The sequence below is a fragment of the Williamsia deligens genome (genome assembly GCF_024171765.1).
Taxonomy (GTDB): domain Bacteria; phylum Actinomycetota; class Actinomycetes; order Mycobacteriales; family Mycobacteriaceae; genus Williamsia_A; species Williamsia_A deligens.
On record NZ_JAMTCI010000001.1, the window covers coordinates 2,686,422 to 2,704,145 of the forward strand.

Consider the following 17,724-nt stretch of genomic DNA (forward strand, 5'->3'; position numbering starts at 1 on the left):
CCGTCGTGACCCCGACCGCGGGGCGCGGCCAGGCCGACCTCGACGCCGTCGTGGGGATGTTCGTCACCACCCTCGTGCTGCGCACCGCCGTCACCCCCGACACGACCGTCGCGGGGCTCCTCGCGGCGGTCCGCGAGGCCGACCTCGACGCGGTCGCCCACGCCGACGTGCCGTTCGAGCATCTCGTCGAGCGTCTCGCGCCCGCACGGTCGCAGGCGTACGCCCCGCTGGCGCAGGTGATGCTCTCGCTCGACCAGTCGCCGGCGCCGGATCGGTTCGACGGGATCGAGGTCCTCGACCCCGGCCCCCCGCCCGCAAGACTCGACCTGGCCGTCACCGTGTCGACCGCGGGTGCAGCGGACTGGCCCGGTGAGATCGTCTACGCCACCGACCTGTTCGACCCCGACACCGTCCTCGACCTCGCCGACCGACTGCTGCGTGTCCTCCACGCCGTGACCACGGGACCCGACGAGCTCGCGGTCGGCGACATCGACCTCCTTGCTGCCGCGGACCGCGCGGCCATCGCCGTCGCCGAGCAGGGCCCGGTGGTCGACCGGGCGCCGGACACCCTCGCGGACGTCCTCACTGCGGCCTACACCGCCGACCCCGAGGCCGTCGCGCTGGTGGCCGACGGGACGCCGATCACGATGGGGGCGTTCGCGGCCCGCGTGCACCGGCTCGCCCGACGGCTGATCGCCGAGGGCGTCGGTCCCGAGGACGCGGTCGCCGTGGTGCTCCGCCGGTCCGTGGACCTGGTGGTCGCGATCCACGCCGTCGTGGTCGCCGGCGGGCAGTACGTCCCCGTCGACCCCGAGGCGCCCGCGGACCGCCTGGCCGACATCCTGACCACCGCCGCTGTGCGCGTCGTCCTCACCAGCGAAGCCGACCGTCGCGACACCGGTTCCGTCCACGCGACGACCGTGCTCGTCGAATCGATCGGCGACGCCGACGATCCCGGTCCGCTGACCGCCGCCGACCGTCGATCGGTGCTCCGCCCCGACTCCGCGGTCTACACGATCTTCACGTCCGGGTCGACGGGACGACCCAAGGGTGTGACCGTCTCCCACGCCGCGGTGCTCAACCGACTCCGCTGGGGGCTGGAAACCTTCCCGCTCGATGCGGGCGACGGTGTCGTCCTCAAGACCCCCGCCACCTTCGACGTCTCCGTCCCCGAGCTGTTCGCACCGGTGATCGCGGGCGCCGCGATGGTCATCGCCGACGCCGACGGCCACACCGACCCCGCGTACCTCGTCGACCTGATCGCGGACAGCCGCGCCGTCTCGGTCCATTTCGTGCCGTCGATGCTGTCGGTGTTCCTCGACGTGGTCGACGACAGCGGGCTGGCCCGGCTGACGTCACTGCGATATCTGTTCGTCTCCGGTGAGGCACTGTCCGCGGCGACCGCCGTGCAGGTCCGCGCCCGGATGCCGTGGGTGGGCCTGCACGACCTGTTCGGCCCCACCGAGGCGGCCGTCGAGGTCACCCACCAGGCGCTGGTCGACGTCGGCGACACGGTCCCGATCGGCCGCCCGATCGACAACACCGTCACCCGCGTCCTCGACGCGCGCCTCACCCCGGTGCCCACCGGCGTGCCCGGGGAGCTGTACCTCGGCGGCGTGCAGCTGGCCCGCGGGTACGCGGCCCGGGGTGACCTGACCGCCGACCGCTTCGTCGCCGATCCGCATGGTCCGGCCGGTGCCCGGCTGTACCGCACGGGCGATCTGGTCCGTCGCGGCCGCGACGGTGCCCTCGAATACCTCGGACGCACCGACTTCCAGGTGAAGCTGCGCGGGCAGCGCATCGAACTCGGCGAGGTCGAGTCGGTGCTCCTGCGCGCCGATGGTGTCGTGCACGCTGCGGCGACCGTCGTCGAGACCGCCGGTGGGGCACAGCACCTCGTCGCGTACCTCGCCGGGCCGGCCGTCGATGTCGACGCCGTGACCGTGGTCGCCCGAGCGGCGCTGCCCGAGTACATGGTGCCCACCCGATGGGTGGTCCTCGACGACGTCGTCCTCTCGACCGCCGGAAAGCTCGACCGCCGGGCGCTGCCCCCGGTCGACGACCTCGACACGACACACGACAGCGCCGAACCGCACGGCACATCGGTGCCCCCCGCCACCGCGGACGAGCGGGTCGTCGCCGACATCGTCGCCGCCGTCCTCGGTCGCCCGTCGATCTCGGTGACCGACTCGTTCTTCGCGCTCGGCGGCGACTCGATCATGTCCATCCGCCTGGTCTCTCTGCTGCGGGCGGCCGGGTACACCGTGACCCCGCGCATGGTGTTCGACCACCGGACCGTCCGCGCGATCGCTGCCGCCGCCCGCGAGGCCGCGACGCCGGTTCTCGCAGAACTCCCCGGCGGCGCTGTCGGTCCCGTGACACCCACGCCGACCCTCGGATGGATGGCGGACCTCGTCCCCGACGACGATCCCGACGCCGTGCGCGACTTCTCCCAGGCGATGGTGTTCACCCTCCCGGACGATCCGGTCGACGTCGGCGCCGTTGTGCGGGCCGTCGTCGCCCACCATCCGATGCTCACCGCGACGCTGGTCCCGATCGACGACCGGCACCGATGGCAGGTGATGGCAGGTGGCGGCGACCCCGCGCACGTCGACGTCGTCGAGTCGGCGTCGGTCGCGGACACTGATGTGGGGCAGGCGATCCGGAATGTGCACGCCCGTGCTCTCGCCGACCTCGATCCGCAGCGAGGCCGTGTGGTCGCAGCTGCTCGCATCGCGGTCACCGACGGCCCCGACCATCTCGTGCTCGCAATCCACCACATTGCCGTCGACGCGGTGTCCTGGCAGATCCTCGGCACAGATCTCGCCGTCGCGTGGTCGGCGCTGCGCTCGCGCACCCCCCTGGTGCTCCCGGATCCGGTGACGTCGGCACGCCGGTGGGCCGACGTCGTCGCCGGTCTCGCGGACTCCGAGGACCCACGGCCCTGGCGTCGCGCTGTCGCGCCCGGGGCCATCGGCACCGGGGCGGGCCCCGAGGCGCACCTCGACCCTGCGCGCGACCGCCAGGGGACCGTCGTCGGACTGCACACCACGGTGCCGCCGGAGGTCGGCGAGGCGGTGCTGACCACCGTCGCGACGGCGTACCGCACCGGCGCGGACACGATCATGCTCGCGGCTCTGGCCCACGCCCTCGTCGACGTTCTCGGGGGAGCAGCGGGGGAGCAGCGCGTGGCGATCCTCACCGAGACGCACGGGCGGGAGGAATCCCTGGCTCCCGGTGCTGATCTGACCGGGACGGTGGGGTGGTTCACCGGACTCGTCCCGGTGGGGGTGACCGTGGCGGGGCGCGACGCCGCTGCGACGGTGAAGGCCGTCAAGGACACCCGTGCGCGGATGCGCCACCGCGGCCTCGGGTTCGGCGCATTCCGCTGGTCCGGCGACCGCGACCCGGCACTGGCGACGCCGGCGATCGCGTTCAACTACTTCGGTGCGGTCGGGGCCGCGACCGGCGACCGGCCGACCACGCCCGACGTCCCGGTCCCGGACCCGACAGCCCCCGGCCTGCCCGCCACCGTCCGCGGCACGATGCTCGCGACCGCGGCGCTCACCGCGTCGGTGACCACGACGGCGACGCCGGGGGGTCGAGCACTGCACCTCGACCTCTCCCGGCCCGCCGCCCTCCTCGACGAGGCGACCACCGCGGCTGTCGCCGATCGGTGGCAGCACCACCTGCGCGCCGTCGTCGACCACGTCGCGGCGGTGGGCGACCCCGGGCCGAGTGAGACCGACCTGGCGACCACCGGTCTGACGCAGGACGAGATCGACGCCCTGCTCGCCCAGCACCCCGGCGCGACGCTGTGGCCGGCCACGCCGCTGCAGCAGGGGATGCTCGTCGAGTCCGAGGCCGCCCGTGGCGGATCGGGCGACCGCGACGCGCTCGACGTCTATGTCATCCAGACGACGCTCACGCTGGGACCGGGCGCAGACCCGCAGCGGATGCGGGATGCCGCCGATGCGCTCGTCGCCCGACACCGCGTCCTGCGATCGGCCTTCGTGCGCGCCGCGAGCGGCCGTCCCGCGGTGGTCGTCGCACCGACCGCCCGTCCGCGCTGGACCGCCGACGACCTGACCGACCTGTCCGGCGACGAGATCGACCACACCGTCGCCGCACTCGCCGAGTCCGATCGCGTCGACCCGTTCGACCTGTCGTCGGCACCGCTTCTCCGGTTCCGTTGGATCGCCCACCCGCTGCCGGACGGGGGATCCGGCGCCTCCCTGGTCATCACGGCCCATCACCTCGTCCTCGACGGCTGGTCCGCGCCGCTGGTGCTGGCCGACCTGCTCGCCGGATACGCCGACCCGAGAGCACTCGCGACGCCCCCGGCGACCGACTTCGCCGACCACCTCGACCACCTGTCCCGGGCCGACCGCGACACGGCCGCGCGGGCGTGGGCGGAGGCCCTCGCCGACGTCGACGACCCGACGCTGGTCGCGCCCGGGGCGCGTGTCTCCGCGGGCACCGCGCCGCGCACCCTCGAGATCCCGGTCGCCGACGACCTCCCTGGAGCGCTCGCGGCCACCGGCAGACGGCTCGGCGCGACCACCAACACCCTCGTGCAGGCGGCGTGGGCGATCCTGCTGTCGCGGATGACGGGCACCGAGCGGGTCGTGTTCGGCGAGACGGTGTCCGGGCGGCCGCCCGAGCTGCCCGGCGCGGAGACGATGATCGGACTGTTCATCAACACCGTCCCGGCGACGACCCGGGTGGCCCGCGACGGGACCGTCGGCGAAATGGTCACCGACCTGCAGTGGTCGAAGACCGCGATGCTCGACCACCAGCACCTCGGACTCGCCGACATCGCGGCCGCCTCCGGTCGCGGACAACTCTTCGACACCGTGACGGTGTACGAGTCGTTCCCCGTCAGCCCGGACGCCGTCGACACCGGCTCCGGCGGGGGAGATCTCGACATCCGCGGACTCACGTCGACCGACGCCACGCACTACCCGCTCACCCTCGTCACGATCCCGACCGGCGACGGCCTCGTGATGCGACTGAAGTACCTGCCCGACGCGATCACCGATGCCCGCGCGGCGGTGGTCGCCGAAGCGCTCACCCACCTCCTCGAGACCGTCGCGCACCGTCCCGCCACCCGCATCGCCGAGGTCACGACCCTCGCCCCGTCGGCCTGGGATCGCCTGCGCGCGTGGTCCACCGGACCATCGCTGCCCCTCGGTGACGACACCCTGGCCGACCTGTTCGCCGCCCGCGTCGCGCTCGGCGGCGACGACGATGCCGTCCGCGGCGGGGGCCGCAGCTGGACGTGGTCGCAGCACGCAGCACGGGTCCACGGACTGGCCCGCGCGCTCGTCGCCGCCGGGGTCGGCCCGGACGACGCGGTGGCCGTGGCACTCCCGCGGTCACCGGAGCTCGTCGTCGCCCTGCACGCGGTCGTCGTGGCGGGCGCGCAGTACGTCCCGGTCGACCCGGACGGTCCCGGGGGCCGCGTCCGGATCATGCTCGACACCGCCGGCGTCCGCGTCGTCCTCGGCCGTGGCCTGTCGGGGGATCTCGTCGCCGGACGCACAGTCATCGACATCGACATCGACATCGACGCGACCGACGGCGCGGGCCCATACGTGCCCCTCACCGACCGTGATCGTCGGGCGCCGCTCCGCGCGGACAACGCCGCCTACACGCTGTTCACCTCCGGCTCCACCGGGACGCCGAAGGGCGTCACGGTCACCCACCGCGCCATCGTCAACCGCCTCGCGTGGATGCAGCACACCGACCCGCTGGGCTCCGGCGACCGGGTGGTGCTCAAGACCCCGGCGACGTTCGACGTCTCGGTCCCGGAGTTCTTCGGGCCCCTCGTGTCGGGTGCGACGATCGTCGTCGCCCCTCCGGACGCCCACCGCGATCCCGACGCCCTCGCCGACGTCCTGCGTCGTGAGGACGTGACGTCGGTCCATCTCGTCCCGTCGGCCATGGCGGCGTTCGCCGACGTGATGCGCGTGGGTGGTCACACCTTCCCGGCGCTGCGACACGTGTGGTCGTCGGGGGAGGCGTTGCCCGCTGCGACCGCGCGCACGATGGCCCACGCCGCCCCGAACGCGCTCGTGCACAACACCTACGGCCCCACCGAGACGATCGTCGAGGTCACCGGGCGCGCCCTCACCGCGTCCGACCTCGACGGTGACGCCGTCGCACTCGGCATCGGCGGCCCCGCGGTCAACTGCACCGTCTGGGTTCTCGACGACGTGTTGCGGCCCCTCGCACCGGGTTTCGTGGGCGAGGTCTACGTCGGCGGCGTCCAGGTCGCGCGCGGCTACGCGTCGCGACCGGACCTGACCGCCGAACGGTTCGTCGCCGACCCGTTCGGGCCGCCCGGTGCGCGGCTCTACCGCACCGGTGACCGCGTGCGGTGGACCACCGACGGCGACCTCGACTACCTCGGTCGCGTCGACACCCAGGTCAAGATCCGGGGCCATCGGGTCGAGATCGGCGAGGTCGAAGCCGTGGTCGCCACACTGCCCGGCGTGACGGGGGTCGCGGTCGCGGCGGTCACCCGCGACGCCGAGGGCAGCCGGCTGGTCGCGTCGGGGCGGGCGGACCACCTGGCCGCCTACGTGTCGGGCGATGTCGACGAGGCAAATCTCGCACAGCGTGCCGCCGATGCACTGCCCGGCGCGCTCTGCCCGGACAGCTGGACCGTCCTCGACGCCATCCCCGTCACCGCGACCGGCAAGCTCGACCGCCGCGCCCTGCCGGTGCCCGCAGCTGCCGTGGGCGCGCACATCGACGCCGTCGGGGACCTCGAGCATCTCGTCGCCGACGTCGTCGCCGAGGTCCTCGGGATCGAGACCCCCTCGGTGACGGCCTCCCTGGCCGACCTCGGCGGGAACTCGCTGTCCGCGGCGCGCATCGCCGCGCGGGTCTCGGCCGGTGTCACGGTCGCGGTCGGTGTCCGCGACGTCCTCGAGGCCGGTTCCGTCCGTGCCCTCGCCGCGCGTGTCGGTGAGCGGGGTGGTGCCCGTGCCGTCGATGTCGACGCGATCGTGGCGGGGCCGCGTCCCGACCGTGTGCCGCTCACGCCGGCGCAGGCGCGGATGTGGTTCGTGAACCGGTGGGACCCGACCTCAGCCGCGTACACCATCCCGTTCGCGCTGCGGCTCCACGGACACCTCGACGTCGACGCGCTGCGGTCGGCCGTCGGCGACGTCATCTGGCGCCACGAGGCCCTGCGCACCGTCGTCGCGCAGGATGCGGACGGGGCCGCCTGGCAGCGAGTGCTCGACGCGGACGCCGTTGTCGCCGAGGCGTCGTGGTGGATCGACCCGACCACCGACCCGACCACCGACCTCCTGGCCGTCACCCGGCGAGGGTTCGACGTCTCCCGCGACGTGCCGATCCGCGTGGGTGTCACCGGAACCGCCGACGACCACCTGCTGGTCCTGGTGCTGCACCACATCGCCGCCGACGGCGAGTCCCTCGCCCCGCTCGTCGCCGACCTCGGCAGCGCCTACGCCGCACGCGTCGGCGGACACGCACCCGCGTGGGATCCACTGCCCGTGCAGTACGCCGATGTCGCCCTCTGGCAGCTCCGGCGCCTCGGCTCCCTCGGCGATCGCCGGTCGGAACTGTCGGTGCAGGAACGGTACTGGCGGGACCGGCTCACCGGACTGCCGGACCTGCTCGACCTGCCCACCGACCGTCCGCGACCCGCGGAGGCGTCGCAGCGCGGCGGGGTCGTCCGGATCGAGATCCCGGCGGCGGTCCGCGACGGCGTCGACGCCCTGGCGCGACAGCACGGCGCGACCGTGTTCATGCTCCTGCACACCGCCCTCGACGTCGTCCTCGCCCGAACCGCGGGCACCGACGACATCGCCGTCGCCACCCCGGTCGCCGGACGCGGCCGGGCCGAACTCGACGGTCTCGTCGGCATGTTCGTCAACACCCTCGTCCTGCGCACACGGGTCGACCCGGCGCGACCGTTCGCCGCCCTTCTCCGCGACGTCGTCGCCGACGACCTCGACACCTTCGGGCACGCCGACCTGCCGTTCGAGCACCTCGTCGATGTTCTCGCCCCCGTCCGGTCGACGGCGTTCGCACCGCTCGCCCAGGTGATGCTGACGCTCACCCAGCACCGCGGGCTCACCATGGCCCTGCCCGGCCTCACGGCGACGCCCGTCGATCCCGGTCCGCCCGCCGCACGGTTCGACCTGTCGATCGGGTTCTCCGCGGACCGCGGCGACGACGGTGCGCTGCGGGGCCTCGACGGCGAGATCGTCTACGCCACCGACCTGTTCGAGCCCTCCACCGTCGAGGTCCTGGGCCGTCGGATCATCGCGGTGCTGCGCGCCGCGATCGCCGACCCCGACGTGACCGTCGGCGACATCGAGCTGCTCACCCCCGACGAGGCGACGGCCGTACGGACGCTCGCGACCGGTCCGACGCGCGAGCGGACCGCGACGACGTTCGGCACGGCGCCGTCCGACCTGACGTCTCTCGTCGCCCGTCAGGTCGCGGCGACACCCAGGGCGCCCGCCCTCGTCGCGCCCGACGGGTCCGTCGTCGACTATGCGCAGTTCTGGGCACGCGTCGGGGCGGTCGCCGACGACCTCATCGCCCGCGGCGTCGAGCCGGGGGACGCCGTCGGTGTCTGCATCGACCGGTCCGTCGCGCTCGTCGTCGCCGTCCACGCGGCGGTCGCTGTCGGCGCGCGGTACGTCCCGATCGCGGTCGACGCGCCGCCCGCCCGTGCCGGGTACATGCTGACCACCGCCGGCGCGCACGTCGTCCTGGTCGACGACGGGGTGTGGCCACCGGCACTGTGGGACAACGATGTCGACGCGGTGACGGTCACCGACCGCGCCGTGACGGCCTGGGAACCGCGACCCCACCACCTTGACGAGGGCGCCTACACGCTGTTCACGTCGGGGTCGACGGGCCGGCCCAAGGGGGTCACCGTGCCCCACCGGGCCGTGGTCAACCGCCTCGCGTGGATGCAGGACGACCACCGCATCGACACCGACGACGCGGTCGTCGGCAAGACCCCGGTCACGTTCGACGTCTCGGTGTGGGAACTGTTCTGGCCGTTCGTGGTCGGATCCCGACTGGCCCTGGTGGAACCGGGGCGACACGGCGACCCCCGACACCTCGTCGACGTCATCCGGCGCACCGGCGCCACCGTCATGCACTTCGTCCCGTCGATGCTCGGGGTGTTCGTCGACGAGATCGGCAGCAGCGTCGACGACCTCGCGTCGCTCCGGACCGTCGTCACCTCCGGCGAGGCTCTCACCCCGGCGACCGCGGACGCGCTCCTGCAGCGTCTGCCGGGGGTGGCCATGCACAACCTGTACGGACCCACCGAGGCCGCGGTCGACGTCACCGCCCACCACGTCCTCCCCGGGGGCGACACGGTCCCGATCGGCCGCCCGGTACCGAACACGACGACCTGGGTCCTCGACGACCGCCTCGCGCCGGTCCCACCGGGTGTCGCCGGTGAACTGTACCTCGGGGGCGTGCAACTCGCCCGCGGATACGAGTCGCGCCCCGACCTCACCGCCGAACGGTTCGTCGCGAACCCCCTCGGCGAGCCGGGCTCCCGGCTCTACCGCACCGGCGACCGCGTGCGATGGTCGGCCGCGGGGACCCTCGACTACCTGGGCCGCATCGACTTCCAGGTCAAGCTGCGTGGTCAGCGCATCGAGCTCGGCGAGATCGAGGCGGCGCTGGCCGCCTCGCCCGCGGTGCGGGCCGCGGTCGTGACGGTGACCGGGACCGGTGACGCGGCACGCCTCGTCGGGTACGTCGTCAGCAGCGGGGACGAGGTCGCTGAACCGGAACTCGCCGACGCCGTCCGCGACCTCCCGGCCTACATGCGCCCCGCGGTGTGGGTCCACCTCGACGCCCTGCCGCTCACCGCGTCCGGCAAGGTCGACCGTCGCGCCCTGCCGGATCCGACGCCGACCGCACCGGTCGAGGTCGTCGCACCCACCGGTCCGATCGAGGCGGGCGTCGCCCGCGTCGTCGCGGAGGTCCTCGGCGTCGACACCGTCTCGGCCACGGCCGACTTCTTCGCGCTCGGCGGCACGTCGCTGTCGGCCACCCGCGTGGTCGCGCGCCTCGGTGCGGAGTTCGGTGTCGATATCGGCGTGCGGGCGGTGTTCGACGCACCCACGGTCGCCGCGCTCGCGGCCCTGGTCGCGGCGGCGCCTCGGACCGGGCTCCCGGCCCTGACCAGACGGCCACGCCCGGACCGGGTCCCGCTGTCCCCGGCGCAGCGCAGGATGTGGTTCGTCAACCGTCTCGACCCCACCCGGGCCGTGTACTGGATCCCGTTCGCCCTCCGGATACGCGGCGGGGTGGACCCGACGGCGATCCGGGCGGCGGTGCTCGACGTCCTCGACCGCCACGAGGTGCTGCGGACCGTCTGTCCGAGCGGACCCGACGGTGAACCGTGGCAACGCGTCCTCGCACCGGCCACCGCGGCGCAGCGTCTCGACTGGGCGCTCGTCGACACCGTCGAAGACGCGCTGGCCGTGGTCGAGACCGGTGTCGACGTCACCGCCGACCTGCCCGTCCGGGTCCGCCTCGTCGACGACGACCCCGCGACGCTGGTCATCGTGGTCCACCACATCGCCGCCGACGGCGAGTCGGGTCCGGTCCTGCTCCGAGACCTGCTGAGGGCCTACGAGTCCCGCCGGGACGGCGCCGCCCCGGACTGGGCGCCCCTGCCGATCCAGTACGCCGACCACGCGCTCTGGCAGCTCGACGCACTCGCCACGGACGGCGCCCTCGACGACCACCACGCCCACTGGGAGACGACCCTCGCCGGTGCGCCCCCGGTGACCGATCTGCCCGCGGATCGGCCCCGGCCGGCGGTGGCCACCGGACGGGCCGGGACCGTCGCGGCGACGATCCCCGCCCGCGTGGCCGAGGCCGTCGAGACGGTGGCGCGGGACCACGGCACGACGCCGTTCATGGTGCTGCATGCGGCGCTCGCCGTCCTGATCCATCGCCTCGCCGGTACCGACGACGTCGTCGTCTCCACCGCGGTGGCCGGTCGAGGGCGAGCCGAACTGGACGACCTCGTCGGGATGTTCGTGAACACCCTCGTCCTGCGCACACCGGTGGTCGGCGCGCACACCTTCGCCGACGTCCTCGCCGAGGTGCGTCGTGTCGACCTCGACGCCCTCGCCCACGCGGAGGTCCCGTTCGAGGACATCGTCGACAGGGTCGGCGCCGTACGGTCCGAGGCGTTCGCGCCGCTGTCGCAGATCCAGCTGACCGTCGCCGACACCGCCGCGACCCCGACGACGATGCCGAACGTCGAGGTGATCGAGGCACCCACCACGACGACCCCGGTGGACCTCACCCTCGCCGTGGCGACCGCTCCGGCCGGCGACTGGCGCGTCGGGGTGGTGCACGCGCTCGACCTGTTCGACCTCGACACCGCCGACCGCCTGACCCGCCGATGGATCGCGCTGCTCGAGCGACTCGTCACCGCACCGGACGCGGTCGTCGGTGACGTCGACATCCTGCTCGACGGGGAGAGTGCCGCCGCCGTTCCCGCAGGTGTGCCCGGGCCGGATCCGCTGCTGCTGCCCGACGTCCTCGCCGCGGCCGCGATCCGTGACCCCGATGCCCCTGCGGTCCTCGACGCCGGCGTGCTGTGGACCCACCGCGAGATCGATGCGGTCAGCTCGGTGCTCGCCCGCGATCTGATCGCGCGGGGGATAGGCCCGGAGGACGTCGTCGTCAGCGCCCTCCCGCGGACCGCGATCGTGCAGCTGGCCGTCTGGGCGGTGGCGAAGGCCGGTGCCGTGTACTGCCCGATCGACCCGCGCCACCCCGAGAAGCGCATCCGGACCGTCGTCGCGAGCAGTGGTGCCGTTCTCGCGCTGCGCGATCCGTCGGTGCAGCTCGGCTCGACCGTCGACGACCTCGTCCTCGACGTTGCGGCCGTCGAGGAGCTCCGTCGTCGCGGCGCCGAGCACCCCGACCTCGCGGCGCCGATCGGCGACGACGACCGCGTCCGTCCGGTCCGAGACCACAACGGCGCCTACCTGATCCACACCTCCGGCTCGACCGGCGCACCCAAGGGTGTCCTCGTCACCCACACCGGACTCGCCGGGATCGCCGTGACACTGCGCGATCGCCACGGCGTCGACGACTCCACACGGTGGCTGGGCATCAGCTCGCCGGCCTTCGACGTCGCGATGCTCGAGGTGATGGGCGCCTACACCGCGGGCGGCGCGATGGTGGTCACCCCGCCCGCGGTCATCGGCGGCGACGAACTCGCCGCATGGATCTCCGCGACAGCACCCACCCACACCGCGATCGTCACCAGTGTCCTGGCGTCCCTACGGGATCCGGCCCGCATCCCCATCACCCATCTCCTGGTCGGTGGTGAGGCCGTGCCCGACGCGGAGATGCGTCGCTGGGCCGGTGACCGCGCCTTCTACGACTCGTACGGACCCACCGAGACGACGATGGCGTGTCTCACGTCTACCCCGGCCGACCCCGGATCGTCGGTCCCGCTGGGTCTTCCGATGCCGGGATCGACCGTCGTCGTGCTCGACAGCCGCCTGCGACCGGTTCCCGACGGCGTCCGCGGCGAGCTCTACGTGATCGGAGACTGCCTCGCCCGCGGCTACCACGATCGCGCCGACCTCACCTCCGACCGATTCGTCGCCTGCCCGTTCGGACCGCCCGGATCTCGGATGTACCGCACCGGCGACCTGGTCCGGCGCCGCGTCGACGGGTCCCTGTACTCCGACGGGCGCACGGACCACCAGGTCAAGATGCGCGGTCTGCGTATCGAACTCGGCGAGGTGGAGGCCGCACTGACGGCACATCCGCGGGTCGCCGCGGCCGGGGTGATCGGCGTCGGCGATCCCGTCACCGCGCTCGCCGGGTTCGTCGAGGCCACCGGACCGCTCACCACCGACGACCTCCGCGCCCACCTCGTCGAGACACTGCCCGCACATCTGGTCCCCGCCACCCTGACCGTCCTGCCCGCCCTGCCGCGCACCCCCGTCGGCAAGATCGACCGCGCGGCACTGCCGGCGTCGCCCGGTGCGACGCCTGCCGGCCCGCCGCCGGCCGCGGTCCGACCGCTCGACGACGACCTCGACCGGCGCGTCGCCACACTGGTCGCCGAGGTGACCGGTACCGATCCCGGCGCCGTGGGACCCGACCGCGACTTCTTCGCGCTCGGCGGCACGTCGTTGTCGGCGACGCGGCTGCTCGCCCGGATCGCCGACGACCTCGGCGTCGCGGTCGGGGTGCGCGACGTGTTCGACGCACCCACGATCGGCGGGCTCGCCGCGCGGATCCGGAGCCTCCCCGCGAGTGCCGGGCCACGCCCCGTCCCTGACGCCGCACGGCCCGAACACATCCCGCTGTCGATTGCCCAGGAACGCATCTGGTTCCTCAACCAGGTCGACCCCGACTCGACCGCCTACACGATCCCGATCGCCGTGCGCCTGCGCGGCCGACTCGACGTCGACGCCCTGCAGAGTGCGGTCGGTGACGTCGTCGCGCGCCACGAGATCCTGCGGACCGTCTTCCCGTCGGCGGCGGGCGAGCCGTACCAACGCATCCTCGACGCCGCCGATCCCGCAGCGGTCCCCGGCGTCGAGGTCGTCGACAGCGTCGACGCGGACCCCACAGGGGACGTGCGCGTCGCCGTCGCGCCGATCGCGCGTTTCGACGTCACCCGGGATCTGCCGATGCGGGTTCGGCTGATCCGTCGGGCCGACGACGACTGGCTGATCGCCCTCGTCGCCCATCACATCGCCGTGGACGGACAGTCCGCCCGGCCGTTGATCGGCGACCTCGTCGCCGCCTACACGGCGCGCGCAGCAGGCCGCGCGCCGCTCTTCGTGCCTCTGCCCCTGCAGTTCGCCGACCATGCGCTGTGGCAACGCGCGGCGCTGGGCTCGGCGGACGACCCGTCGTCGACGATGGGCCGCGACGTGGACTGGTGGCTGCACCGGCTCGCGGACATGCCCGACGTCCTCGCGCTGCCCACCGACCGGCCCCGTCCCGCGGTCGCGTCCGGCGCCGCGGGCGTGGTGCGGACGCGGGTCTCCTCCGATGTCGCCACCGCCGTCGACAGGGTCGCCCGTGGACACGGGGCGAGCACGTTCATGGTCGTGCACGCCGCCACCGCCGCGCTGCTCGCCCGCCTCACGGGCACCGACGACATCGCCGTCGCCACACCGGTGTCCGGACGCGGTGGCGCGAGCGTCGACGTCCTCGTCGGCATGTTCGTCGGGACACTCGTGCTCCGGACGGCGGTCGACGCCGACGCATCCCTCGACGCCCTGATCGGGTTGGTCCGCGACGACGACATCGATGCGTTCGACCGCGCCGCGGTGCCGTTCGACCACCTCGTCGAGCGCCTGGCGCCGGTGCGGTCGGAGGCGTTCGCCCCGCTGGCGCAGGTGATGCTCGCGATGAACCACGCCGACGTCATCGATGCGGGGGCTGCCATGGTCGAGCCGACAGCGGCGGGCGTGACGATCGAGCCCGTCGACGCCGGGGTTCCTGTCGCGCGGTACGACCTCGCCGTCACCGTCACCGCCGACCCCGAGGGCTGGGACGTCGAGATCGTCCACGCCACAGACCTGTTCGACACCGCGACGGTCCGCGACTGGGCCGACATGCTCACCGACGTCCTGGTGACCGTCGTCGAGCGGCCGGACACCCGAATCGCCGATCTCGATCTCGACCTCCCCGCTCTGCAGAGCCCCGTCGTCGAGCGGGCCGTGGTCGGCGCCGTCGCACGGCCCGCGGCCCCCGTCGAGGCCCCCCGGACGCAGTCCACCGACGCGGTGACGGCGACCATCGCGCGGATCGTCCACGACGTCCTCGGGGTGTCGACGGTCGACCCCGACGCCGACTGGTTCACCCTCGGCGGCACGTCGCTCTCGGCAGTACGGGTCGCCGGACGCGTCGGGGAGGCGTTCGGCGTCGACCTCGGTCTCCGGGAGTTCCTCGCGGCCCCGAGCGTCGCCGGTCTCGCCGAGACCGTCCGCAGTGCACGTCGGGTCGCGCAGCCACTGCAGCCCCACGGTCCCGGTACCGTCGTGCCCCTCGGCCTGGCGCAGCAACGGATCTGGTTCCTGAACCAGCTCGACCCGTCGTCGACGACGTACCTCATGCCGGTCGCGCTCGACATCGCCGGCCCGCTCGACGCCACGGCGATGCGGGACGCCCTCGGCGACGTCGTCGCCCGTCACCAGGCACTGCGGACGGTGTTCCCGACCGACGACGACGGCATCCCCCGACAGGTCGTCGTCGACAGTGACGTCGCACGGGATCGCCTGGTGTGGCGGGAGTGCGACAGCGTCGACGACGCGATGGCGGTGTGCAGCAGCGGCTTCGACGTCACCCGCGACATGCCGATCCGTGCCGCACTGAGTCGTCCGACGGAGTCCGGCGCCGCGTCGATCGGTCGTCTCGTCGTCGTGGTGCACCACATCGCGGGCGACGCCGCCTCGGGGGAGATCCTCGCCCGCGACCTCGCCGAGGCCTACCGACGCCGGATCGCGGGCGAGGGCCTCGCGCCACTCCCGGTGGGCTACGCCGACCACACCCTGTGGGAGCGGGCGGTTCTCGGCGATCCCGCGAACCCGACGTCGGTCCTCGCCGACCAGTCGGCGTTCTGGCAGGCCCGCCTCGACGACCTGCCGACCCGCACGGACGTGCCCACCGACCGGCCGCGCCCGCGTGTCGACGACAGCACCGGTGGACGGATCCCCGTCGACCTCGGGCCCGATCGCTCGGCAGCGCTGCTCACCCTCGGCCGCCGCCGGGGTCTCACCACCTTCATGACACTGCACGCCGCGCTGTCGGTGACCGTCGCGGCGTTCACCGGCAGTGACGACGTCGTGATCGGCGCGCCCGTCAGTGGGCGGCGACATCCCGCCACCGCCGACATGGTCGGCATGTTCGTCAACACCGTCGTGCTGCGCACGACGCACCGTCCCGACGACACCGTCGCCGACCTCCTCGCGAGGGTCCGCGAGGACGACACCGCCGCCTTCGCCCACGCCGATCTGCCGTTCGACCTCCTGGTCGAGATGGTGGCCCCCGACAGGTCCGATCGCCGCCCGCCCATCCATCAGGTCACCCTGAACGTCCTCGAGGACGCCGCCGACGTCACCGATGCCCTCGAGGATGTGGGGCTGCGCATCACCGGCGTCGACGTCGGTCCCGAACCGGCGAAGGTCGACCTCGCCGTGGGCATCAGCGAGACGGCGCACGGACTGCGCGGGTCGATCACCTACGCCGCCGCGCTCTACGACGCCGCGACCGTCGAACGGTTCCGCGACGTGTTCGTCCGCGTCGTCGACGCGATGGTCGCGGGTGTCGACCCGATCGACGCTGTCGCGGGAACGACCCTCCCGGTCGCGGCCGATCCGTCCGCACCCGTCGTGCTCGACCGGCGCCTCCGACCGGTCCGGGCCGGCCTCGTCGGCGAACTGTGGCTGCGTGGCGGCGCTGTCCCGCCGCTCGTCGCCGGTGCCGCGACCGCCCTGCGGGTCGTGGCCGATCCCGTCGGCCCGCCGGGATCGCGGATGTACTGCACCGGGGACCTCGCGCGCCTCCGGACCGGCGGCGTCGAGATCCTCGGTCGCGAGCCGGTGCGTGCCGTCTCCCCGCCGCCGGAGGTGCCCGATGTCGAGGGCACCGGCGGGGGCGTTGTCGGCGAGACCGAGCGGTGGATCGCCGACGTGCTCGCCGAGGTCGCCGGTGTGACCTCGATCGGCCCGGGCCAGAACTTCTTCGACGTGGGTGGCACCTCGCTGTCGGCGGCGCGGGCGGTGGCGAAGCTGCGCCGGCAGGGGATCGTCGTGGAGCTGCCGTGGTTCTTCGCCGACCCGACCCCGCGCGGACTCGCCGCGCGGGTGGCCGGCGGCGACGAGACCGGCCGTGTGCTGCTCACGCTGCGGTCGGAGGGCTCGGGTCCCCCGCTGTTCTGCATCCACCCGGCCGGCGGTCTGGCGTGGATGTACGGCGGGCTGGCGCCGTACCTGCCCGACCGGCCGATCCACGCCCTGCAGGACCCGCACGTGGTGGCGGGCGAGCCGGCGTTGACGTCGGTCGACGCATTCGCCGAGAGGTACGTCGCCGAGATCCGAGCCGTCGCGCCCCACGGCCCGTACCACCTGCTCGGATGGTCGCTGGGTGGACACATCGCCCACGCTGTGGCGGAGCGTCTGGAGGCCGCCGGCGAGACGGTCGCACTGCTCGGACTGCTCGACACCTGGGTCGGCGACCTCGACGTGCTCGCCCCGGCCCCCGACACCGCCCTCGACACCGACGAGGCCGTCGACCCCCTCGACGGGTGGCGCACCCTCTTCGATCTCGGCGACGACGTCCGCGCGACCACTCCCGACGAGGTCGCCGCGGTCGTCCGTGATCACCTCGCGCGCAGTGGCCTGCTGCCGGCCGACCGCGTCGACGCGATCATGGACAGCTTCGCCGGTGCCGACGCGATCGCGGCCGGACACCGACCCGGACGGGTCGTCGCGCCCGCGGTCGTCGTCGTCGCCACGGCCGACAAGTCCGACCCGGATGCGGTCGCCGCGAGCTGGGAACCGCACTGCGGCAGCGTGACCCGGGTCGACGTCGATGCCGGTCACCTCCAGATGGGTGACACCGATGTCCTCGCCGTCGTCGCCCTGAACCTCCGACCACCCCGATCCTGACCCGCCCCTCACCCGTCGAGTGGGCGTTTACCGACGT

1 protein-coding gene (cut by a window edge) is annotated in these 17,724 nt (G+C 73.7%); it reads left to right on the forward strand.

Features of this window, described 5'->3' with window-relative positions:
- A protein-coding gene (locus LX14_RS12355; RefSeq protein ID WP_253647480.1) for a non-ribosomal peptide synthase/polyketide synthase crosses the window boundary here: on the forward strand, positions 1-17,687 show its 3' portion. 14,599 nt of this gene lie to the left of the window's left edge; only the last 17,687 of its 32,286 coding nucleotides appear in the window; the start codon falls outside the window, past its left edge; it ends in the stop codon at positions 17,685-17,687.
- Positions 17,688-17,724: the final 37 nt, after the last annotated feature.